Source organism: Pelomonas sp. Root1444 (assembly GCF_001426885.1).
Taxonomy (GTDB): domain Bacteria; phylum Pseudomonadota; class Gammaproteobacteria; order Burkholderiales; family Burkholderiaceae_C; genus Pelomonas.
Genome location: NZ_LMFP01000003.1, coordinates 592137 through 618080 on the forward strand (window position 1 = coordinate 592137; position 25944 = coordinate 618080).

General features: G+C 68.3%; 21 protein-coding genes. 6 read left to right on the plus strand and 15 right to left on the minus strand.

Features of this window, described 5'->3' with window-relative positions:
* Positions 1-7 precede the first annotated feature (7 nt).
* From ndk to ASD35_RS05545, 4 genes are all read right to left on the minus strand, one after another.
* Positions 8-433, minus strand: coding sequence for a nucleoside-diphosphate kinase (ndk, locus tag ASD35_RS05530; RefSeq protein ID WP_056874605.1), 426 nt, complete (start codon positions 431-433; stop codon positions 8-10).
* Between the two features lie 82 nt (positions 434-515).
* Positions 516-2522, minus strand: a complete 2007-nt coding sequence (locus tag ASD35_RS05535; protein WP_056873889.1) for a pseudouridine synthase — start codon at positions 2520-2522, stop codon at positions 516-518.
* Positions 2519-3265, minus strand: a complete 747-nt coding sequence (scpB, locus tag ASD35_RS05540; RefSeq protein ID WP_082579934.1) for an SMC-Scp complex subunit ScpB — start codon at positions 3263-3265, stop codon at positions 2519-2521. Before scpB ends, ASD35_RS05535 begins: the two co-directional genes overlap by 4 nt.
* 249 nt (positions 3266-3514) lie before the next feature.
* Positions 3515-4513, minus strand: a complete 999-nt coding sequence (locus ASD35_RS05545) for an RluA family pseudouridine synthase (RefSeq protein ID WP_056873890.1) — start codon at positions 4511-4513, stop codon at positions 3515-3517.
* Between the two features lie 43 nt (positions 4514-4556).
* Here ASD35_RS05545 and ASD35_RS05550 point away from each other — a divergent pair, with 43 nt between their 5' ends.
* Positions 4557-5372, plus strand: coding sequence for an outer membrane protein assembly factor BamD (locus ASD35_RS05550; RefSeq protein ID WP_056873891.1), 816 nt, complete (start codon positions 4557-4559; stop codon positions 5370-5372).
* A 152-nt stretch (positions 5373-5524) separates the two neighbouring features.
* Here ASD35_RS05550 and ASD35_RS05555 read toward each other — a convergent pair whose 3' ends face one another.
* Positions 5525-7468 carry an ATP-dependent DNA helicase gene (locus ASD35_RS05555; RefSeq protein ID WP_056874606.1) on the minus strand — a complete coding sequence of 648 codons (1944 nt, stop codon included), beginning with the start codon at positions 7466-7468 and terminating at the stop codon, positions 5525-5527.
* A 115-nt stretch (positions 7469-7583) separates the two neighbouring features.
* A complete protein-coding gene (locus ASD35_RS05560; RefSeq protein ID WP_056873892.1) occupies positions 7584-7787 on the minus strand; it encodes a YdcH family protein in 204 nt (67 codons plus the stop codon).
* 62 nt (positions 7788-7849) lie between these two features.
* On the opposite strand from ASD35_RS05560, the gene ASD35_RS05565 reads away from it, so the two are divergent.
* Positions 7850-8620: a PP2C family serine/threonine-protein phosphatase gene (locus tag ASD35_RS05565; protein ID WP_056873893.1), complete on the plus strand. Its 771-nt coding sequence runs from the start codon at positions 7850-7852 to the stop codon at positions 8618-8620.
* Here ASD35_RS05565 and ASD35_RS05570 read toward each other — a convergent pair whose 3' ends face one another.
* The 5 genes from ASD35_RS05570 to ASD35_RS05590 all read right to left on the minus strand — a co-directional run bounded on the left by ASD35_RS05570 (position 8621) and on the right by ASD35_RS05590 (position 15993).
* Entirely contained in the window at positions 8621-9214 is a 594-nt protein-coding gene (locus ASD35_RS05570; protein WP_056873894.1) for a hypothetical protein, read from the minus strand.
* On the minus strand, positions 9214-10314 hold the full coding sequence (gene zapE, locus ASD35_RS05575; RefSeq protein ID WP_056873895.1) for a cell division protein ZapE: 1101 nt from the start codon (positions 10312-10314) through the stop codon (positions 9214-9216). The genes ASD35_RS05570 and zapE overlap by 1 nt, the downstream gene beginning before the upstream one ends.
* A gap of 52 nt (positions 10315-10366) precedes the next feature.
* Complete coding sequence (gene lpdA, locus ASD35_RS05580; protein WP_056873896.1) at positions 10367-11788, minus strand: dihydrolipoyl dehydrogenase; 1422 nt, start codon at positions 11786-11788, stop codon at positions 10367-10369.
* 17 nt (positions 11789-11805) lie between these two features.
* Complete coding sequence (odhB, locus tag ASD35_RS05585) at positions 11806-13050, minus strand: 2-oxoglutarate dehydrogenase complex dihydrolipoyllysine-residue succinyltransferase (RefSeq protein WP_056873897.1); 1245 nt, start codon at positions 13048-13050, stop codon at positions 11806-11808.
* An 87-nt stretch (positions 13051-13137) separates the two neighbouring features.
* The gene (locus tag ASD35_RS05590; protein WP_056873898.1) at positions 13138-15993 is read right to left on the minus strand and encodes a 2-oxoglutarate dehydrogenase E1 component; all 2856 of its coding nucleotides are present in this window, start codon (positions 15991-15993) and stop codon (positions 13138-13140) included.
* A 284-nt stretch (positions 15994-16277) separates the two neighbouring features.
* On the opposite strand from ASD35_RS05590, the gene ASD35_RS05595 reads away from it, so the two are divergent.
* From ASD35_RS05595 to ASD35_RS05610, 4 genes are all read left to right on the plus strand, one after another.
* Positions 16278-17120 (plus strand): isopenicillin N synthase family oxygenase, encoded by an 843-nt coding sequence (locus ASD35_RS05595; protein WP_056873899.1) that lies wholly within the window; start codon positions 16278-16280, stop codon positions 17118-17120.
* A 354-nt stretch (positions 17121-17474) separates the two neighbouring features.
* Positions 17475-19052 (plus strand): ABC transporter substrate-binding protein, encoded by a 1578-nt coding sequence (locus ASD35_RS05600; RefSeq protein ID WP_056873900.1) that lies wholly within the window; start codon positions 17475-17477, stop codon positions 19050-19052.
* On the plus strand, positions 19049-20611 hold the full coding sequence (locus ASD35_RS05605; protein WP_056873901.1) for an ABC transporter substrate-binding protein: 1563 nt from the start codon (positions 19049-19051) through the stop codon (positions 20609-20611). Before ASD35_RS05600 ends, ASD35_RS05605 begins: the two co-directional genes overlap by 4 nt.
* 15 nt (positions 20612-20626) lie before the next feature.
* Entirely contained in the window at positions 20627-21274 is a 648-nt protein-coding gene (locus ASD35_RS05610; RefSeq protein ID WP_056873902.1) for a trimeric intracellular cation channel family protein, read from the plus strand.
* Positions 21275-21328: 54 nt separating this feature from the next.
* Here the strand turns inward: ASD35_RS05610 and ASD35_RS05615 are convergent, their stop codons facing one another.
* From ASD35_RS05615 to ASD35_RS05630, 4 genes are all read right to left on the minus strand, one after another.
* A complete protein-coding gene (locus ASD35_RS05615) occupies positions 21329-22282 on the minus strand; it encodes a nitronate monooxygenase family protein (protein WP_056873903.1) in 954 nt (317 codons plus the stop codon).
* Positions 22283-22293: 11 nt separating this feature from the next.
* Positions 22294-24081, minus strand: a complete 1788-nt coding sequence (locus ASD35_RS05620) for an acyl-CoA dehydrogenase (protein ID WP_056873904.1) — start codon at positions 24079-24081, stop codon at positions 22294-22296.
* A gap of 78 nt (positions 24082-24159) precedes the next feature.
* Complete coding sequence (locus tag ASD35_RS05625) at positions 24160-25089, minus strand: electron transfer flavoprotein subunit alpha/FixB family protein (RefSeq protein ID WP_056873905.1); 930 nt, start codon at positions 25087-25089, stop codon at positions 24160-24162.
* Complete coding sequence (locus tag ASD35_RS05630; protein ID WP_056873906.1) at positions 25089-25844, minus strand: electron transfer flavoprotein subunit beta/FixA family protein; 756 nt, start codon at positions 25842-25844, stop codon at positions 25089-25091. Before ASD35_RS05630 ends, ASD35_RS05625 begins: the two co-directional genes overlap by 1 nt.
* Between the last annotated feature and the right edge of the window lie 100 nt (positions 25845-25944).

The window sequence follows — 25944 nt, forward strand, 5'->3', positions numbered from 1 at the left end:
TGGGGGTTTAGCGGCTGTAGACGTTCATGCCGGGGAAGAAGAACGCCACTTCGACGGCGGCCGTCTCGGCGGCGTCGGAGCCGTGCACGGCGTTGGCGTCGATGCTGTCGGCGAAGTCGGCGCGGATGGTGCCCTTCTCAGCCTTCTTCGGGTCGGTGGCGCCCATCAGCTCACGGTTCTTCAGGATGGCGTTCTCGCCTTCCAGCGCCTGGATCATCACCGGACCGGAGATCATGAAGTTCACCAGGTCGTTGAAGAAGGGGCGAGCCTTGTGGACCGCGTAGAACTGCTCGGCTTCGCCGCGCGACAGCTGGACCAGCTTGGCCGCGACGATCTTCAGGCCGGCGCCTTCGAAGCGGGCGTAGATCTGGCCGATGACGTTCTTCGCCACGGCATCGGGCTTGATGATGGACAGGGTGCGTTCGATTGCCATGGAGTTCTCCTGATGGGGCGTGTTGGACAAAGCCTGCGATTGTAGCCGCTAGGGATGACCCTAATGGGTCAGCCCTGAGCACTCAACGGTGCCGGCCGCCGAAACCGCCACCCGAGCGGCCACCGCCACCGCCACCGCCGCCACCCTTGCCGCCACGGCCACCACCGCCGCCGCCGCGGCGCAGGAAGGCGTCGCCACCGATGTAGCCCACCGCGGTCTGCAGCGGGTCGGGCTCACGCGGGCCGTTGCCCTTGTTGCCGCCGCCCTTGCCGGGCCGGTTGCCCTGCTGGCTGCCGCCGGCACCAAAGCCCTGCGGGATGCCGCGCTTGCCGCTGGTGGCATGACGGCGATCGAAGGTCTGCTCCAGCGGATTGACGTGATGCGGGATGAAGTCGTCGTCCTCGCGCTCGTCGCCGTCCTCGCGGCGTTGGGCACGTTCCTCGCGCGGCGGGCGCGGCTGCTGCGGCTCCGGCGGGCGGCTGGGGCGCGGGCCGACGCCACCGTGGCGGTCGTCGGAGCGGCGCTTGTTGCGGTCGTGCTTGTTGCCCTGCAGCGGCGGTTGCTGGCCCTTGCCTGGGCCGCCTTGGCCGCCTTGGCTCAGGCCCTGCCCCTGGCCGGCGTTGGAGGTGTGGCCGGCCAGGCGGCGGATGACGCGCACGTCGTCGTCGCCCAGTTCCACCCACACGCCGCGCTTGAGGCCGCGGGGCAGCACCACCGTGCCGTAGCGGATGCGGATCAGCCGGCTGACGACCATGCCGACCGCCTCGAAGAGCTTGCGCACCTCGCGGTTGCGGCCTTCGGTGATGACGACGCGGTACCAGCGGTTGGCGCCTTCGCCGCCGCCGTCCTCGATGCTCTTGAACGACGCCACCTGGCCCTCGACGTTGACGCCCTGCAGCAGCTTGGCGCGCTGCTCGTCGCTGAGCGAACCCAGCACGCGGGCCGCGTACTCGCGCTCGACGCCGAAACGCGGGTGCATCAGCTGGTTGGCCAGCTCGCCGGAGTTGGTGAACAGCAGCAGGCCTTCGGTGTTGATGTCCAGGCGGCCGACGGACTGCCACTTCTGGCCTTGCACGCGCGGCAGCGTGCGGAACACGGTCGGGCGTCCTTCGGGGTCGTTGAAGGTCGAGACCTCGCCGGTGGGCTTGTGATAAGCCAGGATGCGCGGGTTGGGCGGCGAGATGCGCACGCGCACGTCCTTCCCATTGACACGCACACGGTCGCCGAAGGAGATGCGCTGGCCGACATGGGCGACCTCGCCGTTCACCTCGATCTTGCCCTCGGCGATCCACTCCTCGATGTCGCGGCGCGAGCCGATGCCGGACTGCGCCAGCACCTTCTGCAGCTTGGGCGCGTCGGCGTCCGCTGCCAGCACGCGCTTGCTCTCGCCCTCGCCCACCTCGTCGCCCTCGGTCGTCTCCGGCCGCAGCGTCGGCAGTTCACCGACCGGACCTTCGGACTCCGCATCCAGATTCCCCGACAGCACATCGGCGAAGCGCGCCCCCGCGGCCTCGACGAGTTCCGGCGCCAGCACCGGACCGGGGAGGTCGTCAGCACCCCCAGCAGCCACAGACGCGGCACCCTGGCGCTCGGCGCGCTCCTTGCGGTTGCGCCGACGGTTGCGGCCGCGGCCGCTACGCTCACCGTCTTCGCCCTCGCCTTCCCCCTCCTCGCCATCATCCGCATCACCGCCCGCATCGACCGCGGCCGGGGCGTCCTCGGCCAGCGTGAAGATCGGCGCAGGCGCCGCGACGGGCACCGATGCCGGCGCCTCGGCGACGACCGCCGGCACGGCCTCCTCGGCTGCGACGGCGACCGCGGTCTTGCGCGGCGCACGCTTGCGGGCCGGCGCCGGTGCGTCCTCGGCCGGCGCGGCCACCGGCGCTGCGGCGGCCTCGTCCGCGTCGGCCTTGCGGCGCGTGCGCTTCACCGGCGCGGCGGCTTCGGCCACCGCGGGCGCGGCTTCGGGCGCGGCTTCGGGGGCGGTGTCCACCGCGGCCTTGGCCGTCGTGCGGCGCCGCTTGGGCGCGGGCGCCTCGGCGTCGGCGGCGGGAGGCAGGGGCTTGTCTTGATCGGCAGCGTCGTTCATGCGGATTCGGGCTGGGGTTGGGGGGGCGGATCGTTGGGGTCGGGATTGGGAAGCGCGGGCGTGCCGTCGTCGCCGAACAGGCTTTGCGACGGTGCGGGCGCCTCGGCGGGGGTTTCGGTGGGCACTTCGGCAGGCAATTCAGCCGGCACGTCGGGCGCCGGCTCGGCGGCCGCGGCTTCGGCGGTGTCGTCCAGCAGCCGGCCCTGCAACGCCTCGAAGGCGGGGGGCTCGGTGCCGACGTCCAGCGCCGGCAGCTGTTCCAGGCTGGCCAGGCCCAGGTCGTCCAGGAAAGCCTTGGTCGTCGCGTACAGCGCCGGGCGGCCCGGCGTCTCGCGGTGGCCGATGGCCTCGATCCAGCCGCGGTCCTCGAGCTGCTTGACGATCTGGCTCGCGACCACGACACCGCGGATGTCCTCGATGTCGCCGCGCGTGACCGGCTGGCGATAGGCAATGATAGCCAGCGTCTCCAGCACCGCACGCGAATAGCGCGGCGGCTTCTCGGGATGCAGCCGGTCGAGGTACTCGCGCAGCTCGGGCCGGCTCTGGAAGCGCCAGCCGGAGGCCAGCGCGACGAGTTCCACGCCCTTGCCTTCCCAGTCGCGCGTCAGTTCGTCGAGCAGGCTGCGCACGCTGTCGGCGCCGAGTTCGTCGGCGAACAGGCTGCGCATCTCGCGCAGCGTCAGCGGTTGCGAGGCACAGATCAGCGCGGTCTCGAGGACGCGCTTGGCATCCTGGGTGTTCATGAACGCAAATGCGCCCTCATCAAGCCAAGTCTGGCAATCCGTCCCGGCCTGGGCGCTGGCAGCGTTCCTCAGGCACAAGCGGACGGGGTCTGTCCGGGCGCCACCGGGGGACTCAACAGCCTTCCAGCGGGGCGCATGCGGGGTGGTTGACCGGCGGGCGGATGGACTGCTGACCGCGCGGGTCGCGCCCGTCTGGTCGACTTCAGGGCGCGCTGGCTGCCACGACAACCGGGTTGCATTGTAGCCACGTCAATCCGGCAGCCCGTCCGCGCCGATTTCCGCCCATGCGGCGGCGAGGTCCGCGGGCAGCGGCGCACGCAGCGTGAGCGCTTCATGGGTGATCGGATGCGTGAAGCCCAGGCGCGCCGCGTGCAGCGCCTGCCGGCTCATGCCCAGGGCCGGCACGCCGCCGTACAACGCGTCCGCCACGAGGGGATGGCCGCTGTGCGTCAGGTGCACGCGGATCTGGTGGGTGCGGCCCGTGTGCAGCACGCAATGGACGGCACTGACCGGCCGCCCTTGCACCTCGCCCACGCCGAGCGGGAAGACGTCGGTACGCGCCGGCTTGCCAAGGTTGGCCGGTGCGACGGCCATCTTCACGCGCGACACCGGGTCGCGGCGCAGCGCCTGCTCGACGACGAAGGCCTCCTCGACGCGGCCCCAGGCCAATGCGAGGTACTCGCGGTGCACCTCGCGCGCGGCGATCTGGCGGCTCAGCGCGGTGACGGCCTCCAGCGTCTTGCCGACAACCATCAGGCCGCTGGTGTCCTTGTCCAGGCGATGCACGATGCCGGCACGCGGCAACGTGGCGGCCAGCGGGTGGCGCGCCAGCAGGCCGTTCATCAGCGTGCCCGACCAGTTGCCCGGTGCCGGATGCACGACCAGGCCGGCCGGCTTGTCGACGACCAGCAGGTGCTCGTCCTCGTAGGTGCAGTCCAGCGCCATCACCTCGGCGCGGAAGGCGCGGCTCTCGTCGGTCGGCTGCAGTTCGATCTCGACGCGCTGGCCGGCGCGCAGCTTGTGCGCGGGCTTGGTGACGGGCTTGCCGTCCGTCACGACGCAGCCGCGCTCGATGAGCGCCTGCAGGTGATTGCGCGAGAACTCGGGCGCCAGGCCGGTCAGCCAGCGGTCCAGCCGCTCGCCATGGCCGGCCGCATCGACCTCGGCGCCGCGCCGTTCGGCGTCGCTGGTTTCTTCAGCCTCCGGCTCGAAGTCGTCCTGACCCCCCACCCTATACTCCGCGTCCATTGTTCCTTGCGACCAGCCGGCAGCATCGCCGTCGACTTCAGACATGTTTGTTGAGAAATTCAAGGCCGCCCGCGTCGTCGCCGGCACTGTCCTGATGGCGTTCGCGCTTGGCATGAGCGGCTGCGGCTCCACGGCCAAGGAGGACCCGAACTCCCAGGCGGCGCTGGACAAATTGTATGCAGACGCCAAGGACGACCTGAACTCCGGCAGCTACGACCGGGCCATCAAGTCGCTGGAACGGATCGAAGGCCGCGCCGCCGGCACCACCATGGGCCAGCAGGCCACGCTGGATCTGGCCTGGGCCTACTACCGCACCGCCGAGCGCGCCCAGGCGATCGCGACGTTGGACCGCTTCATCAAGCTGAACCCGTCCAGCCCGGCGCTGGACTACGCGCTCTACATGAAGGGCGTCGTCAACTTCAACGAGGACCTGGGCCTGTTCGGCCGCCTGGCCAACCAGGACGTGTCCGAGCGCGACCAGCAGGCCTCGCGCGAGGCGCTGCTGGCGTTCCAGCAACTCGTCGAGCAGTTCCCCGAGTCCAAGTACGCCGCCGAGGCGACGACGCGGATCAACTTCATCACCAACACGCTGGCGGCCTACGAGATCCACGTGGCGCGCTACTACTACAACCGCAAGGCGTATGTGGCTGCGGCCAACCGCGCGCAATCGGCGGTGGCCGAGTTCCAGCACGCACCTGGCATCGAGGAAGCGCTGTTCATCATGGGCGAGAGCTACGACAAGCTCGGCCTCACCCAGTTGCGCGACGACGCGCGCCGCGTGCTGGACAAGAACTTCCCCGACAGCAAGTACGCCAGCGGCGGCGCCAATCGCAAGAAGCCCTGGTGGCAGCTGTGGTAGCCCCTCGCCTGGTCTTGCCGCGCTGAACGCGGGCAAGCCCAGTCTGTCCCCCTAGGGGGCGGCGATGCATGCGGCATCGAGCCGCATGCACATCGCCAGCGCGGGCCGGCTTGGGGCGGCCCGGCGCTCGGCCCGCAAACTCGGAACGACTGTCAGGTCCGCCCTTCGTTGAGCAATTGCAGCCAGGCCAGCGCCTCGGCCTCGTTGGCCACCGCCGTCATCGGCGGCAACGCGGCGCGCAGGCGACGGCCGTAGTTCATGCCGGCCATGCGCGGGTCGCACACCACCAGCAGGCCGCGGTCGGTCTCGGTGCGGATCAGCCGCCCGGCGCCCTGCTTGAGCGCGATGGCCGCCTCGGCGACGAAGTACTCCGAGAAGGCATTGCGCCCCTGCGCCTCCAGCCGCTTCACGCGCGCTTCCACCAGCGGGTCGTTGGGCGGCGGGAACGGCAGCTTGTCGATGACGACGCATTGCAGCGCATCGCCCGGCACGTCGATGCCTTCCCAGAAACTGGCCGAGCCGACGAGGACGGACGCCGGGTTGTCGATGAAGCGTTGCAGCAGCACGCGCTTGGGCGCCGCACCCTGTTGCAGCACGGCGATGGCGGCGCCCGCGGCTTCGAAGCGCTCGCGCAGCGCGTCAGCTACGGTCTGCAGATTGCGCAGCGTGGTCGTCAGCACGAAGGTGCGGCCCCCGAGCGCTCCGGCCAGCCGCGAGGCCAGCAGCGCGACGCTGGCCGGGTGCGTCGGCTCGCTGGGCTTGGGGAACCCCCTCGGCACGTATAGGCGCGCATGGGCCGGGTAGTCGAACGGGCTGCCGACGCGCAGCGTCTCGGCCTCGGTCAGCCCGGCGGGCTCCGTGAACCACGTCAGGCCTTCGTCGTCGCCCAGCGTCGCCGATGTGAAGACCCAGGCCTTGGGCGCGCCTTCGAGCTGCTGCTGCATGGCCTCGCGGATGTCCAGCGGCGACTCGACGAGGCGCGCTGCATGCGGGCTGATGTCGATCCAGCGCACGTCGCCCGGGTCCGGCTCGGCGGCGAATTGCCTGGCCAGGTCGCGCAGCTGCTGGGCGCGCTCGCACAGCCGCGCGAAGTCGGGCGCGGCTTCGCGCACCGCGGTCAACGCCTCCAGGGCCTGCACGCAGGCCTGCTCGACACCGGCCAGCGCCGCGCCGAAGCCCGGGGCGCCAGCCCGTTCGCGCCAGCCGAGCTTGAGCGTGCCGCGCAGCTCCCGCCCCGCAGTGGCGAGCGGGCCGGCCGCAGCCAGGCGCAGCTCGCGCGCCGCCTTCTCGACGCCGGCATGCAGGGCCTGCCAGTCGTGCACACCGCGCGCATGCGCCAGGCCCTGGGCCAGCACGTCGCGGGCGAAGTCGATCAACGACGCCGTGCCCAGCAGCGTGCCCAGGAATTGCACGCCGGCCTCCGCCAGCTGGTGGGCCTCGTCGAAGATGGCGATCTCGACGCTGGGCAGCAGCTCGGCGACGCCGGTGTCGCGCAGTGTCACGTCGGCGAAGAAGAGGTGGTGGTTGACGACGACGACGTCGGCCTCCATCGCCTCGCGCCTGGCCTTGACGACGTAGCAGCTCTTCCAGTCGGGGCAGTCCTGGCCCAGGCAGTTCTCGCGGCTGGAGCTGACGATGGGGATGATGGGCGAGCGCTCGTCCAGGCCGTCGATCTCGGCGAAGTCCCCGGTCGCGGTGCCCAGGGCCCAGCGTTCGATGCGGGCCAGCGACAGCGCGGTCCGGCGGTCCGGGAACTCGCCGGAGACGCGCGCCTCCTTCATGCGGTGCAGGCACAGGTAGCTGCCGCGGCCCTTCAGCAGCGCCAGGCGCACGGGCGTGTTCAGCGCCTTCGTCAGCCGCGGCAGGTCGCGCAGGAAGAGCTGGTCCTGCAGGCTCTTGGTGGCAGTGCTGATCAGGGCGCGGCTGCCGGCCAGCAGCGCCGGCACGAGGTAGGCGAAGGTCTTGCCGACGCCAGTGCCGGCTTCGACGACCAGGGCTTGCCGGCGGCCCAGTGCCCGGGCGACCGCGCGGCTCATCTGCAGCTGCTGCTCGCGCGGCTTGTAACCAGGGTCCAGCCGCGCCAGCGGGCCGCCCATATCGAAGGCCGCCTCGACGGCCTGCTCCAGCTCATCGGTGGCCAGCGGCGCAGGCGGCGTCGCGCCGTCCAGGGCGTCCAGCCAGTCATCGAGGTCGTGATCGGTCGAGGCCGATTCAGGCGAGGTCATCGGGCTCGGTGGTGGCCTCAAGCCGCGCAATCATGTCGCGCAGCGCCAGGCGGCGCTTCTTCAGCCGCTGCAGTGCCAACTCGTCCACGGGCGACTGCCCGGTGAGCCGGTCGATCATCGCGTCGAGGTCGGCATGCTCGATGCGCAACTCGATGAGCCGCCGCGGCAACGAGTGAAGTTGTTCATCCATCCGAGGGTTTATGGCGCAGGGGAAAGCGGGGCGGAAGCTCACCGGCCAGTATAGTTTTCGACATGCCCGCCACCACCGCCGTCGGATTCCGACTCACCGCCGCCACAGGCACCCATCGCGGGGACCGGGCTTACCAGCAGGACCAGGTGGCCGTCATCGCCCACCCTCGCATCGAGGGCTGCATGATGGGCATCGTGGCCGACGGCATGGGGGGCAAGAGCGGCGGCCGCAAGGCGGCGGACCAGGTCATCCTGACCGCGCAACAGCTGTTCGAGCGCTACTCCACCCAGGACGAATCGCCGGCCGAGCTGCTGGGCCAGATCACGTCCGAGGCGCACCTGATGATCAAGCTGACGGCCATCTCCGCCGAGGAGGAGCCGCACAGCACCATCGCCGGTTTCGTCGTCACCAGCGACCGCTGCGTGCACTGGATCCACTCCGGCGACTCGCGCATCTACTGGTTCCGCGGCGCGCGCCTGGTCAAGCGCTCCATGGACCATTCCTACGTCCAGCGCCTCGTCGACGAGGGGCAACTGAGCGAGGCCGAGGCCAGCGCGCACCCGCAGAGCAACCTGCTGACCGCCTGCCTGGGCACGGTGCAGGACCCGACGTCGACCGCGGAGCGCTTCGAGGGGCTGGAGGTCGGCGACACGCTGATGTGCTGCAGCGACGGCCTGTGGCACTACTTCACCGCCCAGGAGCTCGGCAGCGTGCTCTACAGCCTGCCCCCGCGCGAAGCGGCGGAACTGCTGGTCAGCAAGGCGCGCCAGCGTGCCCGCGGCGGCGGCGACAACCTGTCGCTCGCCATCGTCAAGCTCGAGAACCTCGACTGATCATCTCGCTGCCGATGCCGCCGATGCGCCCGGCAAGGGCAGCGGCGCGGCCGGCGGCTTGCTGCGGTTCTTCTGCCGCGCCTCGTGTTCGGCGATGCGCTGCTGCATGCGCTGCTCGCGCTCCTGAGCTCGCTCGCGCCGTTTCGCCGCATCCGCCTCGGCCTTGTCGGCGGCCTGGCGGCGGCGGCGCTCCGCCTCCTCGGGGCTGCGCGCCCGAGTGGCATGGGAAGCAGGTGTCGACGGCGGCAACGGGGGCGGCGCGACGAGCAGGCGCTCGCGGCGCTGGCCTTCGTCCTGGGCCGCGGCCAGTTCGCGTTCGGTCACGCGCTGCTTCTGCGCGGCCGCGCGGGCACGGCGCTCCTCGGCGGCGAGTTCATGCTCGTGGCGGGTCAGCGGCGCCAACGCGTCCTGGCGGCGTTTGCGCAGGTCCTCCAGGCAGGGGCTGACCGCAAAGCGCTGTTCGCATTCGGCCTTCTCGCGCGCGAAGCGCTGCTCGACCGCGGCACGCTGGGCGGCAACCTCCGCGCGTGTCGCGGGCTGGCTCATGGGTGCAGATGCCGCGGCGGCGGCGAGCAGGATCAGCAAGGTGGTCATCAGGTCAGCGAGGTGTCGACTTCACGGCGGGCCAGCGCAAGGTACTCCGCCGAACGCATTTCCTGCAAGCGTGACACGGTGCGCGGGAACTCATGCGCCAACGGGCCCTCGGTGTAGAGCTGCTCGGCCGGCACGGCGGCCGAGATGATGAGCTTCACACGGCGGTCGTAGAGCACGTCCACCAGCCACGTGAAGCGGCGCGCCTCGCTGGCCAGGCGCACCGGCATCTCCGGCACGTCGGACAGGATGACGGTGTGGAACTGGCTGGCCAGCTCGAGGTAGTCGTTCTGCGAGCGCGGACCGCCGCAGAGCGTCTGGAAGTCGAACCAGACGACGCCGCCGGCGCGGCGCTTCGCGTAGATCGCGCGGTGCTCGATCATCAGCTTGCGATCCTCGTCCTGGGCTTCGGCGAGCGACTCGAAGGCCTTCGTGAGGGCCGCCCCGGTCGCGTCGTTCAATGGCGTCAGGTAGAGGTTCATGTCCTCCAGCGTGCGGCGCCGGTAGTCGGTGCCGGCATCGACATTGATGACCTCCAGCTGGGCCTTCAGCAGCTCGATGGCCGGCAGGATGCGGTCGCGGTGCAGGCCGTTGGGGTACAGCTCGTCGGGGTGGAAGTTGGACGTCGTGACGATGCTCACGCGGTTGCGGAACAGCGCGTCCAGCAGCCGGTGCAGGATCATCGCGTCGGTCACGTCGGCGACGTGGAACTCGTCGAAGCAGATCAGCCGGAAGCGCCGCGCGATGCGCTTGCCGAGCTCCTCCAGCGGGTCGGCGATGCCCTTGAGCTCCTGCAGCTCGCGGTGCACCTCGCGCATGAATTCGTGGAAATGCAGCCGCGTCTTGCGCGTGAGCGGCACGGCCTGGAAGAAGCAGTCCATCAGGAAGCTCTTGCCGCGGCCCACGCCACCGTACATGTAGACGCCCCGCGGGATGGGCGGGCGCACCAGCAGTTTGGTCACCGCATTGGCGCGGCGGGCCTTGTAGCTGGCCCATTCGTCCTGGCAGCGCTGCAGCGCTTCGATGGCGCGCAGCTGCGCGGCGTCGGCCTGGTAGCCGCGCTCGGCGAGGGTCTGCTGGTAAAGCTCGGTGACGCTGGTCATGGAAGAAAAAGGGGCGACTGTCTGGCCGCCCCTTGTTGCTTGCGCTGCTGGATCAGAAATTCAGCGTGCGCTTGTCGACGGCCAGCGCGGCTTCCTTGGTCGCCTCACTCAGCGACGGGTGCGCGTGGCAGATGCGGGCGATGTCCTCGGCCGAGGCCTTGAACTCCATCGCGACGACGGCCTCGGAGATCAGCTCCGACGCGAACGGGCCGATGATGTGCACGCCCAGGATCTCGTCGGTCTTGGCGTCGGCCAGGAACTTGACGAAGCCGGTCGTGTCGCCCAGCGCCCGCGCGCGGCCGTTGGCCAGGAAGGGGAACTGGCCGGCCTTGTAGGCCACGCCTTCGGCCTTCAACTGCTGCTCGGTCTTGCCGACCCAGGCGATCTCGGGGCTGGTGTAGATGACCCAGGGGATGGTGTTGAAGTTGACGTGCCCGTGCTGGCCGGCCATGCGCTCGGCCACCGCCACGCCCTCTTCCTCGGCCTTGTGCGCCAGCATGGGGCCGCGCACGACGTCGCCGATGGCCCAGACGCCCGGCAGGTTGGTCTTGCACTCGTCGTCCACGACGATGGCGCCACGCTCGTCGAGCTTCAGGCCCACCGCGTCGGCCCCAAGGCCGATGGTGTTCGGCACGCGGCCGATGGAGACGATGAGCTTGTCGACGTCCAGCGTCTTGGCCTCGCCCTTGGCGTCGGCGTAGGCGACGCTGACGCCCTTCTTGGACGTCTTGACCTCGCCGACCTTCACGCCGAGCTGGATGTCCAGGCCCTGCTTCTTGAAGACCTTGGCGGCTTCCTTGGCGACGGACTCATCGACCGCGCCCAGGAAGGCCGGCAGGCCTTCCAGCACGGTGACCTCCGCGCCCAGGCGGCGCCAGACCGAGCCCATCTCCAGGCCGATGACGCCGGCGCCGATCAGGCCCAGCTTCTTGGGCGTCGCGCCGACGCGCAGCGCGCCGTCGTTGGACAGGATGTTCTCTTCGTCGAACGGCACGCCGGGCAGCGCGCGGGCGTTGGAGCCGGTGGCGACGACGACCTGCTTGGCCTGGATCGTTTCCTCGCCGGCCTTGAGTTCATAACCGCCATCCTTGGCGGCGACGAACGAACCACGCCCGTGGAAGAACGTGACCTTGTTCTTCTTGAACAGGTAGACGATGCCGTCGTTGTTCTGCTTCACGACCTGGTCCTTGCGGGCCAGCATCTTGGCGACGTCGATCTTGACGTTGTCCGCCGTGATGCCGTGGTCGGCGAAGTGGTGGTTCAGGTGCTCGTAGTGCTCGCTGGACTGCAGCAGCGCCTTGGACGGGATGCAGCCGACGTTGGTGCAGGTGCCGCCGAGGGCGGGACCGCCCTTGTCGTTCTTCCACTCGTCGATACAGGCCACGTTCATGCCCAGCTGGGCCGCGCGGATGGCGGCGATGTAGCCGCCAGGGCCGCCGCCGATGACGACGACGTCGAATTGCTTGGTGCTCATGCTGATCGTTCCTTCGCTTAGATGTCGAACAGCAGACGAGCGGGATCCTCGAGCGCTTCCTTCATCGTCACCAGGCCCAGCACGGCCTCGCGGCCGTCGATGATGCGGTGGTCATACGACATGGCGAGATAGTTGATCGGGCGCACGACGACCTGGCCGTTCTCGACCACCGCGCGGTCCTTGGTGGCGTGCACGCCCAGGATGGCCGACTGCGGCGGGTTGATGATGGGCGTGGACAGCATCGAACCGAAGGTGCCGCCGTTCGAGATGGAGAAGGTGCCGCCGGTCAGCTCGTCGATGGACAGCTTGCCTTCCTTGGCCTTGGCGCCGAACTCGGCGATCTTCTTCTCGATGTCGGCGAAGCTCATCTGGTCGACGTTGCGCAGCACGGGCACGACCAGGCCGCGCGGCGAGCCGACGGCGATGCCGATGTCGAAGTAGCCGTGGTAGACGATGTCGTTGCCATCGACGGACGCGTTGATGATCGGGTACTTCTTCAGCGCCGCGACGGCCGCCTTGACGAAGAAGCTCATGAAGCCCAGCTTCACGCCGTGTTCCTTCTCGAACTTCTCCTGGAACTTCTTGCGCATCTCCATGACCGGGGCCATGTTGACTTCGTTGAAGGTGGTCAGGATGGCGTTGGTGGACTGCGACTGCAGCAGGCGCTCGGCAACGCGGGCGCGCAGGCGGGTCATGGGCACGCGCTGCTCGGGGCGGTCGCCCAGGTTGGGCTGCACCGGCGCGGCCACGGCCGGCAGCGGCTTGGCCACAGAAGGCGCGGCGGGCACGACCAGCGGCGCGGCCACGGCGGCGGGCTTGGCGGCAGCGCTGAGCGCGTCGCCCTTAGTCACGCGGCCGTCCTTGCCGGAGCCGGCGACGTCGGTGGCAGACAGGCCCTTCTCAGCCAGGATCTTGGCGGCGGCAGGCATGGCCACGTCGCCCTTGTTCGCCGCAGCGGCGGGGGCAGCGGCAGGCGCGGCTGCAGCGGCGGCGGGTGCAGGCGCCGCAACGCCGGCCTTGCCTTCGGTGTCGATCTTGGCCAGCAACTCCTGGCTGACGACGGTGCTGCCGTCGGCCTTGACGATTTCGGCCAGCACGCCGGAGGCGGGAGCGGGCACTTCGAGCACGACCTTGTCGGTCTCGATCTCGACGAGGGTCTCGTCGACGGTGACGGCTTCGCCGGGCTTCTTCTTCCAGGTCAGCAGCGTGCCCTCGGAAACGGATTCGGAGAACTGGGGGGTTTGGACGTCAACGATGGCCATGGTGGGAGGCTCCGTGTCTTCTATTTGGGTATGGGGTGCAGGCGCGAGCGAACGCAGCGCCTGTGGAGGGCGCTGCGCGTTGCGGTCTTATTTGGTGAGGATGAAGCCCTTGAGCTTGGCGAACGCCTGATCCAGCAGCGCCTTCTGCTGCTCCTGGTGCAGGTGCGCGTAGCCGCAGGCCGGGCTGGCGCTGGCCGGGCGGCCGGCGTAGCCGAGCTTTTGGCCTTCGCTCATGTTCTCGTGCACGTAGTGCTGCACGAAGAACCAGGCGCCCTGGTTCTGCGGCTCGTCCTGGCACCAGACGATGTCGGTGGCGTTGGGGTACTTCTTCAGCTCTGCCGCGAAGGCCTTGTGCGGGAAGGGATAGAGCTGCTCGACGCGCACGATGGCCACGTCGGTGGCCTTCTTCTCGGCACGCGCACGCACCAGGTCGTAATAGACCTTGCCCGAGCACACGATGACGCGCTTGACCTTCTCGGCGTTCACGCTCGCGTCCTGCTCGCCGATGACGGTCTTGAACTCACCCTTGGTGAAGTCGGCCAGCGGCGAGGTGGCGTCCTTGGCACGCAGCAGGCTCTTGGGGGTCATGATGACCAGCGGCTTGCGGAACATGCGCAGCATCTGGCGGCGCAGCACATGGAAGATCTGCGCGGCGTTGGTGGGCTGCACGATCTGCATGTTGTTGTCCGCGGCCAGCTGCATGAAGCGCTCCAGGCGGGCTGAGCTGTGCTCGGGGCCCTGGCCTTCATAGCCGTGCGGCAGCATCATCGTCAGGCCGTTGGAGCGGCCCCACTTCACTTCGCCGGAGGCGATGAACTGGTCGATGACGACCTGCGCGCCGTTGACGAAGTCGCCGAACTGCGCTTCCCAGATGGTCAGCGTGTTGGGCTCGGCGGCGGCGTAGCCGTATTCGAAGCCCAGCACCGCTTCTTCACTCAGGATGGAGTCGATGACGGTGAACGGTGCCTGGCCGTCAGCGACGTTCTGCAGCGGGATGTAGGTGCCGGCGTCCCAGTTGGCGCGGTTCTGATCGTGCAGGACCGCGTGACGGTGCGTGAACGTGCCGCGGCCGCTGTCCTCGCCGGACAGGCGCACCGGGTAGCCCGACGCGACCAGCGACGCGAAAGCCATGCTCTCGCCCATGCCCCAGTCGACGTTGACCTCTCCACGGCCCATCGCAGCGCGGTCTGCGTAGAGCTTCTGCACCAGGTTGTGCGCGGCGAAGTCCTTGGGCAGCGTGGTCAGCTTCTCAGCCAGGCGCTTCCACTCGGTCACGGGGACGGCGGTGTCGCAGCTGTCGGTCCACTTCTTGCCCAGGAAGGGCGACCAGTCCGTGGCGAACTTGCTCTTGAAGTTGGTCAGCACCGGGTCGACGGTGTGGCGGCCTTCGTCCATGGCGGCGCGGTAGGCCTTGACCATATCGTCCGGGCCCTCGGGCGGCAGCACGCCCTGGGCGACGAGCTTGTCGCCATAGACCTTGCGCGTGCCGGGGTGGGCACCGATCTTCTTGTACATCAGCGGCTGCGTGAGTGCCGGCGTGTCTTGCTCGTTGTGGCCCAGCTTGCGGAAGCAGACGATGTCCAGCACCACGTCCTTCTTGAACTCGACGCGGTAGTCCATGCACAGTTGCATGGCCCACACGACGGCCTCGGGGTCGTCGCCGTTCACGTGCAGCACCGGGGCTTCGATCATCTTGACGACGTCGGAGCAGTACCAGGTGGAGCGCAGGTCGCGCGGGTCGCTGGTGGTGAAGCCGATCTGGTTGTTGATGACGATGTGGACCGTGCCGCCGGTGCGGTAGCCGCGGGTCTGCGCCATCGCCAGCGTTTCCTGCACGACGCCCTGGCCACCGAAGGCTGCGTCACCGTGCACCAGCACCGGCAGCACCTGGGCGCCTTCGCTGTCGCCGCGGCGGTCCTGGCGGGCGCGCACGCTGCCTTCGACGACCGGGTTGACGATCTCGAGGTGGGAGGGGTTGAAGGCCAGCGACAGGTGCACCGGGCCGCCAGGCGTGGACACGTCGGAGCTGAAGCCCTGGTGGTACTTCACGTCGCCGGCCGGCAGGTCCTCGGCGGCCTTGTGCTCGAACTCGGCGAACAGGTCGGCGGGCATCTTGCCCAGCGTGTTGACCAGCACGTTCAGGCGGCCGCGGTGGGCCATGCCGATGACGATTTCCTGTACGCCGCGCTCGCCGCCGCGCTGGATCAGCTCGTCCATCGCCGCGATGAAGCTCTCGCCGCCTTCCAGCGAGAAGCGCTTCTGGCCGACGTACTTGGTGTGGAGGTAGCGCTCCAGGCCTTCCGCCGCGGTCAGCCGGTCGAGGATGTGCTTCTTCTCTTCGGCCGTGAAGGACGGCTTGCCGCGTGCCTTCTCCAGGCGCTCCTGCCACCAGCGCTTTTCGCCGGGGTCGGAGCCGTGCATGAACTCGGAGCCGATGGAGCCGCAGTAGGTCTCGCGCAGCGCCTGCACGATCTGGCGCAGCGTCATCGTCTCGCCGCCGAAGTAGCTGTTCACGGCGCTGAACGAGATGTCCATGTCGGACTCGGTCAGGTCGTAGAACGCGGGGTCCAGTTCCGGAATCTTGGGGCGCTCGGCGCGCTTGAGGGGGTCCAGCTCCGCCCAGCGGTTGCCGAGGAAGCGGTAGGCCGCGATCAGCGACTGCACGTGGACCTGCTTGCGGGCGACGGCGAGGTCGGCGCTGCTGGCCTTGTTGGCGAAGGCGTTGGCCTTGGCGCGTTGGGCGAAGGACTCGATCACCGGCGCATGGGCCACGTCGCGGGCCTCGCTGCCGTCGACCGCCGGCACATGCTGCAACGCGTCGAAGTAGGCGCGCCAGTTGTCGGGCACGGAGCCCGGGTTGTCGAGGTAGGCCTCGTACATCTCCTCCACATACGGCGCATTACCGCCGAACAGGTAGGAGTTGGACCTGTATTGCTGCATCATCTTTCGCTCACCTCATGCCCCGGTTTCCAGGGAGTTGGCTGGTTGAAGAACCTTCCGCGACACGGCTCGACCGGTTGGCGGATTGCGACCCACCTTCGCCATTGCCAGAGGCAACAGCAAAAGGGACGGGAAGGACTGGTTTACGTCTCAGGGCGCGAACTCTAGCACTTCGGGTTTGCCCGACACGTCGGAAAGGCCGCGACAAAGTTGACGGACTCGTAAACTTGGCGCTCGCGCCAGCCCCGACATTGAATGGTTGTCGCGCGGGACATTCAGGAGATCCCATGCAAGTCCAGGTCGTCGACTACCGCGCTGCGGACGCAGCCGAGAAGTTCACCCGCTCCCTGCACGAAACCGGTTTCGGCGTGCTGACCAACCATCCGATCCGCCAGGCGCTGGTCGAGAAGATCTACGCCGACTGGCTGGCCTTCTTCAACAGCGAGGCCAAGCACGGCTTCGCGTTCTCGAAGGAGACGCAGGACGGTTATTTCTCGACCGAGATCTCCGAAACCGCGAAGGGCTCCAAGCAGAAGGACATCAAGGAGTACTTCCACATCTACCCCTGGGGCCGCATCCCGCCGCAGTTGAAGGAGGACGCCCTCACCTACTACCGCGAGGCGAATGCACTGGCCGAGGAGTTGCTGTCCTGGGTCGAGCGCTACACGCCGCCCGACATCGCGGCCCGGTATCGCGAGCCGCTGTCGAACATGATCCAGGGCAGCACCAAGACGCTGCTGCGCGTGCTGCGCTACCCGCCGCTGACGGGCCAGGAGCCCGAGGGCTCGCTGCGCGCCGCGGCGCATGGCGACATCAACCTGCTGACCATCCTGCCCGCCGCCAACGAGCCGGGCCTGCAGGTGCTGGGCACCGACGGCGCCTGGCATGACGTGCCCTGCGATTTCGGCACGCTGACCATCAACATCGGCGACATGCTGCAAGAGGCCTCCGAGGGCTACTACCCGTCGACCCAGCACCGCGTCGTCAACCCGACCGGCGAAGGCGCGAAGAAGAGCCGTGTGTCCCTGCCGCTGTTCCTGCATCCGCGCGACGACGTGGTGCTGAGCGACCGCTACACGGCGGACAGCTACCTCAACGAACGCCTGCGCGAGCTGGGCGTGAAGACCTGAACCGCATCATCGAGATCCACCCCGACGCGCCGCCCAAGCCGGCGCTGGGGCAACCGTGCAACGGCTGCGGCGTTTGCTGCCTGGCCGAACCCTGCCCGCTCGGCGCCGTCCTGAGCCGGCGCCTCAAAGGTGCGTGCGTTGCACTGCGGTGGGACGGCGCACGCTATGTGTGCGGGGCGCTGACGGCGCAACCGAGCGGCTTCGTCGGAGGATTGGGCAACTGGCTCGTGCGGCGCTGGATTTCCTCCGGCACCGGCTGCGACTGCTCCCTAGAAGTAGCGGGCAAGCCCTAGCCGGATCGCGACATGTGGCGGCTAGTATTTTTGGCTTCTGCCGCCCCCCGAAGGATGCCCGATGAAAACCTCCCTCCGACTCCTCCCCCTGCTGGCCGCGCTGATGCTGGGCGCGGTGACCAGCGCCCAGGCCGCCGCGCTGCGCTGGGCCGCCCAGAATGACATCCTGACGCTGGACCCGCATTCGCAGGACCACAACACCTCCAACGCCATCGGCACCCACATCTACGAGGGCCTGACGCGCCTGGGCAAGAACTACCGGCCCGAGCCGTCGCTGGCGACCAAGTGGACCTACGTCTCGCAGACGCAGGTGCGCTTTGACCTCCGCAAGGGCGTCAAGTTCCACGATGGCTCGGCGTTCACCGCGGACGACGTCGTCTTCAGCTTCGGCCGCATCACGCAGCCCCAGGGCACGAAGCAGACGTACGTGTCGGGCATCAAGGAGGTCAAGAAGATCGACGACCACACCGTCGATCTGCTGCTGGAAGCGCCCACGCCGATGCTGCTGCAGAACATCATCAGCTTCCCCATCATGAGCAAGGCGTGGTCGACGAAGAACAACACGACCAACACGCAGGACTACAAGGCCAAGGAAGAGAACTACGCCTCGCGCAACGCCAACGGCACCGGCCCCTACAAGCTGGTGAGCTGGCAGCCCGACCAGGCCGTCAAGATGGTGGCCAACACCGACTGGTGGGACAAGAACCCCGGCAACGTCACCGAGCTGAGCTACCTGCCGATCAAGTCCGCGCCGACCCGCGTGGCCGCGCTGCTGTCGGGCGACGTCGACCTCGTTACCGACCTGCCACCGCAGGACTTCTTCAAGCTCAAGGAAGAAGGCAAGGTCAAGCTGCTGGAAGGCCCGGAGATCCGCACCATCTTCTTCGTCATGGACGAGGGCAGCGATGAGCTGCGCGACGCCAGCGTGAAGGGCAAGAACCCGTTCAAGGACAAGCGCGTGCGCGAGGCGCTGAACCTGGCGCTGGACCGCGAGGCCATCAAGCGCAGCATCATGCGCGGCCTGTCGGTGCCGGCGGCGCTGATGATCCCGCCGGGCGTCAACGGCTATGACGCGGCGCTCGACGCGCCCGTGAAGCCCGACCTCGGCAAGGCCCGCAAGCTGCTCGCGGAGGCCGGCTATCCGCAAGGCTTCGAGGTGCCGCTGCACTGCCCCAACAACCGCTACGTGAACGACGAGCAGGTCTGCCAGGCGGCGGTGTCGATGTGGGCCAAGGTGGGCGTGAAGGTGCGCCTGATCGCGGCGCCGTTCTCGACGCACAGCCAGACCTTCCAGCGCGGCGAGTCACCGTTCTACATGCTGGGCTGGGGCGTGTCGACCTACGACGCGCTGTACGGCATGCAGGCCTGGGGCCACACGCGCACCACCGGCGCGGACGGCAACTTCAACTTTGGCAAGGTCAGCGATGCCAAGCTGGATGAACTGATCCAGAAGATCAAGTTCGAGCCCGATGTGCCCAAGCGCAATGCGCTGATCAAGGAGGCGCTGCTGCGCATCCGCGACGAGGCGCTCTTCATCCCCATCCATCACCAGATCCGACCCTGGGCGATGAAGCCGGGCGTGGACACCATCCACCGCTCGAACGACTACTTCGAAGCCAGGTACACCACCGTCAAATGAAGAAGCTCACCACCCTCGCCGCCATGCTGCTGGCATGCAGCCTCGCCAGCGCGAACACCTTGCGCTGGGCCGCGCAGAACGACATCCAGACGCTGGACCCGCATTCGCAGAACCACTCGGCCACGACGACGATCTCGGGCTACGTCTACGAGAGCCTGACGCGCTACACCGAGAAATTCGACGTCGAGCCGGCGCTGGCGGCCAAGTGGACCTACGTGACGCCCACACAGGTGCGCTTCGAGCTGCGCCGCGGCGTGAAGTTCCATGACGGCACGCCCTTCACGGCGGACGACGTGGTCTTCAGCCTGCAGCGCATCAAGCACCCGGCCAGCAACATGATCATCTACGCCTCCGGCATCAAGGAGGTGAAGAAGATCGACAGCCACACGGTGGACTTCGTCCTCGAAGGCCCCAACCCGGTGTTGATGCGCAACCTGACCTACGTGCGCATCCTCAGCAAGGCCTGGGCGACCAAGAACCGCTCGGAGAACCCGCAGGACTTCAAGGCCAAGGAGGACACCTATGCCTCGCGCAACGCGATGGGCACGGGACCCTACAAAGTCGTCAGCTGGCAGCCCGACCAGCGCATCACGATGGTGGCCAACAAGGACTGGTGGGACAAGCCCAGCGGCAACGTCTCCGAAGTGACCTACCTGCCCATCAAATCGGATGCGACCCGCGTGGCGGCGCTGCTGTCGGGCGACCTCGACCTGCTGACCGACCTGCCGCCACAGGACGTGGCCAAGCTCAAGGCCGACCCGCGCCTGAAGGTCATCGAGGGGCCGGAGAACCGCACGATCTTCTTCGCGCTGGACGTCGGCAGCGACGAGATCAAGGGCGCGAGCGTGAAAGGCAAGAACCCGTTCAAGGACAAGCGCGTACGCGAGGCGCTGTCGCTCGCCATCGACCGTGAGGCCATCAAGCGCAGCCTGATGCGCGGCCTGTCCATCCCGGCCGCCGTCATGGTGGCGCCGGTCGCCTACGGCTATTCGGCCGAACTCGATGTGGTGGCAAAGCCCGACGTGACGCGCGCCAAGCAATTGATGACGGAGGCCGGCTATGCGGAAGGCTTCGATGTGCCGCTGGCCTGCCCGAACGACCGCTACGTCAACGACGAGGAAATCTGCCAGGCGGTGGTGTCGATGTGGGCGCGCATCGGCGTGAAGGCCAAGCTGACGACGCAGCCCATGACCCAGCACTCGGCCGCGCTGCAGCGCTACGAGCTGCCGCTGTACATGTACGGCTGGGGCGTGACGACCTTCGATGCGCAGTACACGCTGCAGGACATCGTCCACACCAAGACCGGCGGCGCCGACGGCAAGGGCAACTTCTCGCGCGTCAGCGACGCCAGGATCGACGCGCTGGTGCAGCAGATGAAGGTCGAGACCGACGTGCCCAAGCGCCTGGCGCTGATGCAGGAGGCGCTCAAGCGCACGCGTGACGAGTTCCTCTTCATCCCCATCCACCACCAGGTGCGGCCGTGGGCGATGAAGGCCGGCGTGACGATCCCGCACTCGGCCAACGACGCGCCGCAAGCACGCTGGGCCACCGTGAAGTGATGGAATGATGCGGGGGTGACCCCCCCTGTCATCAACTTCTCGACGCTGCAAGCCACCGTCGAGATCGCGGCCACGCTGGCCTTCGCGCTGTCCGGCCTGCTGGCAGGCGCGCGCAAGCAGCTCGATGTCGTCGGCCTGTGCGTCGTCGCGGGCCTGTCGGCCTTCGGTGGCGGCACGTTGCGCGACGTGCTGCTGGACCGGCGGCCGTTCTTCTGGGTCGAGCACGCGGATTGGCTGTGGGCGCTGATGGGCCTGTCCTTCGCCGCGATGCTCTTCCTGCGCGGGCGCCATCTCGCGCTGACCGAGAAGGCCATCCAGTGGCCCGACGCGCTGGGGCTGGGCCTGTTCACGGCGAACGGCGCGCTGCTGGCGCTGAATGCCGGCCAGCCGGCCATCGTGGCTGTGCTGATGGGCGTCATTACGGCGACCTTCGGCGGCGTGCTGCGGGACATCGTCTGCAACGAGATCCCGGCCGCGTTCCACGATCACCGGCCTTATGCGCTGTGCAGCTTCGTTGGCGGCTGGGTGCTGGTTGCAGCCGTGCGGCTGGATGCGCCCGAATGGGCCGCCGTCAGCGCCGCGGCCGCGACAGCGGTGATGCTGCGGGGCCTGGCGCTGTGGACGGGTTGGACGCTGCCTGCCTGGCGCATTCACAAGCGCTGAATGCCCAAGCGAACGGCCGCCCGCAGGCGGCCGTGCTCGCGAAGCCGACGCGAATCAGGCCAAGGCAAGGCGCTGTCGCGCCGCCTGATATTCACGCTTCAGGCGAGCGACCAATTGCCCGGCTGGCAGCACTTCGCGTACTGCGCCGATGCCCTGGCCGCTGCCCCAGATTTCCTTCCATGCCTTCGCGGCGCTGCCGCCGAAGTTCATCGCGCTAGGGTCGCTTTCGGGCAGGTTGTCCGGGTCCATGCCAGCCGCCACGATGGAGCCGCGCAGGTAGTTGCCGTGCACGCCGGTGAAGAGGTTGCTGTAGACGATGTCGTCGCTGTTGCTGGCGACGATCATCTGCTTGTACGCGTCGCTGGCACGGGCCTCCTCGGTGGCGATGAAGGCCGAGCCGATGTAGGCGAGGTCGGCGCCCATGGCCTGTGCGGCGAGGATCGCATCACCGGTCGCCATCGAGCCCGACAACGCCAGCGGGCCGTCGAACCATTCACGGATCTCCTGCACCAGCGCGAACGGGCTCTTCACGCCCGCGTGGCCGCCCGCGCCCGCCGCCACGGCGATCAGGCCGTCGGCGCCCTTCTCGATGGCCTTGCGTGCGAACTTGTTGTTGATGATGTCGTGCAGCACGATGCCGCCCCAGCCGTGCACGGCCTGGTTCACGTCCTCACGCGCGCCGAGCGACGTGATGACGATGGGCACCTTGTACTTGGCGCAGACCTGCATGTCGTGCTCGAGCCGCTCATTGCTCTTGTGCACGATCTGGTTGATGGCGAAGGGCGCTGCCGGCTGGTCCGGGTGGTCGCGGTTCCAGGCCGCCAGCGTTTCCGTGATCTCGGCCAGCCACTCGTCGAGTTGCTCGGCCGGCCGGGCGTTCAGCGCCGGCATGGCGCCGACGATGCCGGCCTTGCACTGCTCGATGACGAGCCTGGGGTTGCTGATGATGAAGAGCGGGGAGCCGATGACCGGCAGCGGCAGGTTCTTCAGGATGGGAGGCAGGGCCAAGTCAAATCTCCTCAAAAGGCTTCGAGGCTCAACGCCGTGACGCTGTCCGCGCCTTCGACGATGGCGGTGCGCAGCGCGCCGGTGCGCGGCAGGATGTGCTCGGCGTAGAAGCGCGCCGTCGCGATCTTGGCTTCCATGAAGGCCTTGTCAGTCGCCAATGCGTCTTCCGCGGCGACCAGCGCGCGGGCCAGCTGCCAGCCGGCGACGAGGTTGCCGGCCAGCATCAGGTAGGGCACCGAGCCGGCATAGGCGGCGTTGGGGTTGCCCTTGGCCTGCGAGGCGATGAAGTCGACGACGGCGAGGTAGTCCTCGCGCGACGCACGCAGGCCCTTCAGCACGGCGCGCGCGGCGGCGCTGTCGCGCTTGGCGAGCGCGGCTTCCGTCGCCTCGATCTGGCCGGCCACGGCGCGGGCCAGGCTGCCACCGTCGCGCGCCGTCTTGCGGCCCACGAGGTCGTTGGCCTGGATGGCCGTCGTGCCTTCGTAGATGGTCAGGATCTTGGCGTCGCGGTAGTACTGCGCCGCGCCGGTCTCCTCGATGAAGCCCATGCCGCCATGCACCTGCACGCCCAGCGACGTGACCTCCAGGCTCATCTCGGTGCTGTAGCCCTTCACCAGCGGCACCATGAAGTCGTAGAAGGCCTGGTTCTGCTTGCGCGCGTCGGCATCCGGGTGGTGGTGGGCCGCGTCGAAGGCTGCGGCTGCGGTGCTCGCCATCGCGCGACAGCCCTCGGTCAGCGCGCGCATGGTCATCAGCATGCGGCGCACGTCGGGGTGGTGGATGATGGCCGCGCTGCCGGCCACGGAGCCGTCGACCGGGCGCGACTGCACGCGGTCCTTGGCATAGGCCACCGCCTTTTGATAGGCGCGGTCGGCGATCGCGATGCCCTGCAGGCCCACGCCGTAGCGGGCCGCGTTCATCATGATGAACATGTACTCCAGGCCACGGTTCTCCTGGCCGATCAGCGTGCCGATGGCGCCGCCGTGGTCGCCAAATTGAAGGACCGCCGTCGGGCTGGCCTTGATGCCCATCTTGTGCTCGATGGACACGCAGTGCGCGTCGTTGCGCGCACCCAGCGAGCCATCCGCATTGACGAGGAACTTCGGCACCAGAAACAGGCTGATGCCCTTCACGCCCTCCGGCGCGCCCACCACGCGGGCCAGCACGAGGTGGACGATGTTCTCGGCCATGTCGTGCTCACCGTAGGTGATGAAGATCTTGGTGCCGAAGATCTTGTACGTGCCGTCCCCCTGCGGCTCGGCGCGCGTGCGCACCAGCGCTAGGTCGGAGCCGGCCTGCGGCTCGGTCAGGTTCATCGTGCCCGTCCACGAGCCGTCCAGCAGCTTGGGGATGTAGACCGCACGCTGCTCGTCGCTGCCGGCCGTCAGCAGCGCCTCGACGGCACCGTCGGTCAGCAGCGGGCACAGCGCGAAGCTCATGTTCGCCGACTGCAGCATCTCGTTGCAGGCTGCGGCGATGGTCTTGGGCGCGCCCTGGCCGCCGAACTCGGTCGGATGCACCAGGCCCTGCCAGCCGCCTTCGGCATAGGCGCGGAAGGCCTGCTTGAAGCCGGGCGTCGTCGTGACCACGCCGTCCTTCCAGCTCGACGGGTTCTTGTCGCCCTCGAAGTTCAGCGGCGCGATGACGTCCTCGGTCAGCTTGGCGCACTCCTCCAGCACGGCAGCGGCGGTGTCCAGACCGAAGTCGACGAAGGCAGGGACTTGGTGGGTTAGCGTTTCAAGCCCGGCGAGGTGCTGGATATTGAAGAGCATGTCCTTGACGGGGGCGCGGTAACTCATTCGTTACTCCTCAAAGAGACAAAAAGGGCGCCGCGACAGACGAAGTCGGGGCGCCCGGAGTGCGGTTGGCGCGTGGGTTTACAGCGCGGCGACGAGTTCCGGCACGGCCGTGAACAGGTCGGCTTCCAGGCCGTAGTCGGCGACCGAGAAGATCGGCGCTTCCGGATCCTTGTTGATCGCAACGATGACCTTGGAGTCCTTCATGCCGGCCAGGTGCTGGATCGCGCCCGAGATGCCGGCCGCGATGTACAGCTGAGGTGCCACGATCTTGCCGGTCTGGCCGACCTGCCAGTCGTTGGGCGCATAACCGGCATCCACGGCGGCGCGCGAGGCGCCCAGCGCGGCGCCCAGCTTGTCGGCCAGCGGCGTCAGCACTTCCATGAACTTGTCGTTGCTGCCCAGCGCACGGCCACCCGACACGATGATCTTGGCGGCGGTCAGCTCGGGGCGGTCGCTCTTGGTCACCTCACGGCCGACGAAGCTGCTCTTGCCGCTGTCGGCAGAGGCAGACACGCTCTCGACGGCGGCCGAGCCACCGGTCGCCGCAGCCGGGTCGAAGCCGGTCGTGCGCACGGTGATGACCTTGGTCGCGTCGCTGCTCTGCACCGTGGCGATCGCGTTGCCGGCATAGATGGGGCGCTCGAAGGTGTCGGCGCTGAGGACCTTGGTCACGTCGCTCAGCTGGGCCACGTCCAGCAGCGCCGCGACGCGCGGCGCGACGTTCTTGCCGGCAGCCGTGGCGGGGAACAGCAGATGGCTGTAGCCCGACGCCAGCGCCAAGACTTGCGCGGCGACGTTCTCGGCCAGGCCCTCGGCCAGCGCGGCCGAATCGGCGTGCAGGACCTTGGCGACGCCAGCGATCTGCGCCGCCGCAGCGGCAGCGGCGCCGGCGTTGTGGCCGGCCACCAGCACGTGCACCTCGCCCAGCGCGGCGGCGGCGGTGACGGTGTTCAGCGTTGCGCCCTTGATCGAGGCGTTGTCGTGTTCGGCAATAACCAGGGCAGTCATCAGATCACCTTCGCTTCAGTCTTCAGTTTGTTCACCAGGGTGGCCACATCGGGCACCTTCACGCCGGCGCCGCGCTTGGGCGGCTCGCTGACCTTCAGCGTCTTGATGCGCGGCGCCACGTCCACGCCCAGGTCGGCTGGCTTGAGGATGTCGAGCTGCTTCTTCTTGGCCTTCATGATGTTGGGCAGCGTCACGTAGCGCGGCTCGTTCAGGCGCAGGTCGGTCGTCACGACGGCCGGCAGGCTCAGCGCCACGGTCTCCAGGCCGCCGTCCACCTCGCGGGTCACGTTGACCTTGTCGCCGGCCACTTCCACCTTGGACGCGAAGGTGCCTTGCGGCATGCCCGTCAGCGCGGCCAGCATCTGGCCGGTCTGGTTGCAATCGTCATCGATGGCCTGCTTGCCGAGGATGACGAGTTGCGGTTGCTCCTTGTCGACCAGCGCCTTCAACAGCTTGGCCACGGCCAGCGGCTGCAGTTCCACGTCGGCAGGCGTTTCCACCAGGATGGCGCGGTCCGCGCCGATGGCCATCGCGGTGCGCAGCGTTTCCTGGCACTGCGTGACACCGCAGGACACGGCGATGACCTCGGTCACCACGCCCTTCTCCTTCAGGCGCACCGCCTCTTCGACGGCGATCTCGTCGAAGGGGTTCATCGACATCTTCACGTTGGCGATGTCGACGCCCGTGCCGTCGCTCTTCACGCGCACCTTGACGTTGTAGTCGACGACGCGTTTGACAGGAACCAAGACCTTCATCGAAAACTCCAGCTCGAATTGACGTAAACGTTAACCAGATTCTACGGGCGCTCCTCGACGGAGCCGCGCTCAAAAAAGCACGATCGTTCGATTCTAGCGA

Excerpts from the sequence above, each read along its gene's own strand:
- ASD35_RS05590 (WP_056873898.1), bottom strand. The coding sequence starts at position 15,993 with ATGATGCAGCAATACAGGTCCAACTCCTACCTGTTCGGCGGTAATGCG.
- lpdA (WP_056873896.1), bottom strand. The coding sequence starts at position 11,788 with ATGAGCACCAAGCAATTCGACGTCGTCGTCATCGGCGGCGGCCCTGGC.
- ASD35_RS05565 (WP_056873893.1), top strand. The coding sequence starts at position 7,850 with ATGCCCGCCACCACCGCCGTCGGATTCCGACTCACCGCCGCCACAGGC.
- ASD35_RS05550 (WP_056873891.1), top strand. The coding sequence starts at position 4,557 with ATGTTTGTTGAGAAATTCAAGGCCGCCCGCGTCGTCGCCGGCACTGTC.
- zapE (WP_056873895.1), bottom strand. The coding sequence starts at position 10,314 with ATGACCAGCGTCACCGAGCTTTACCAGCAGACCCTCGCCGAGCGCGGC.
- ASD35_RS05545 (WP_056873890.1), bottom strand. The coding sequence starts at position 4,513 with ATGGACGCGGAGTATAGGGTGGGGGGTCAGGACGACTTCGAGCCGGAG.
- ASD35_RS05600 (WP_056873900.1), top strand. The coding sequence starts at position 17,475 with ATGAAAACCTCCCTCCGACTCCTCCCCCTGCTGGCCGCGCTGATGCTG.
- ASD35_RS05570 (WP_056873894.1), bottom strand. The coding sequence starts at position 9,214 with ATGACCACCTTGCTGATCCTGCTCGCCGCCGCCGCGGCATCTGCACCC.
- ASD35_RS05630 (WP_056873906.1), bottom strand. The coding sequence starts at position 25,844 with ATGAAGGTCTTGGTTCCTGTCAAACGCGTCGTCGACTACAACGTCAAG.
- ASD35_RS05595 (WP_056873899.1), top strand. The coding sequence starts at position 16,278 with ATGCAAGTCCAGGTCGTCGACTACCGCGCTGCGGACGCAGCCGAGAAG.
- ASD35_RS05535 (WP_056873889.1), bottom strand. The coding sequence starts at position 2,522 with ATGAACGACGCTGCCGATCAAGACAAGCCCCTGCCTCCCGCCGCCGAC.
- ndk (WP_056874605.1), bottom strand. The coding sequence starts at position 433 with ATGGCAATCGAACGCACCCTGTCCATCATCAAGCCCGATGCCGTGGCG.
- odhB (WP_056873897.1), bottom strand. The coding sequence starts at position 13,050 with ATGGCCATCGTTGACGTCCAAACCCCCCAGTTCTCCGAATCCGTTTCC.
- ASD35_RS05555 (WP_056874606.1), bottom strand. The coding sequence starts at position 7,468 with ATGGGCGGCCCGCTGGCGCGGCTGGACCCTGGTTACAAGCCGCGCGAG.
- ASD35_RS05620 (WP_056873904.1), bottom strand. The coding sequence starts at position 24,081 with ATGAGTTACCGCGCCCCCGTCAAGGACATGCTCTTCAATATCCAGCAC.
- ASD35_RS05625 (WP_056873905.1), bottom strand. The coding sequence starts at position 25,089 with ATGACTGCCCTGGTTATTGCCGAACACGACAACGCCTCGATCAAGGGC.
- scpB (WP_082579934.1), bottom strand. The coding sequence starts at position 3,265 with ATGAACACCCAGGATGCCAAGCGCGTCCTCGAGACCGCGCTGATCTGT.
- ASD35_RS05560 (WP_056873892.1), bottom strand. The coding sequence starts at position 7,787 with ATGGATGAACAACTTCACTCGTTGCCGCGGCGGCTCATCGAGTTGCGC.
- ASD35_RS05605 (WP_056873901.1), top strand. The coding sequence starts at position 19,049 with ATGAAGAAGCTCACCACCCTCGCCGCCATGCTGCTGGCATGCAGCCTC.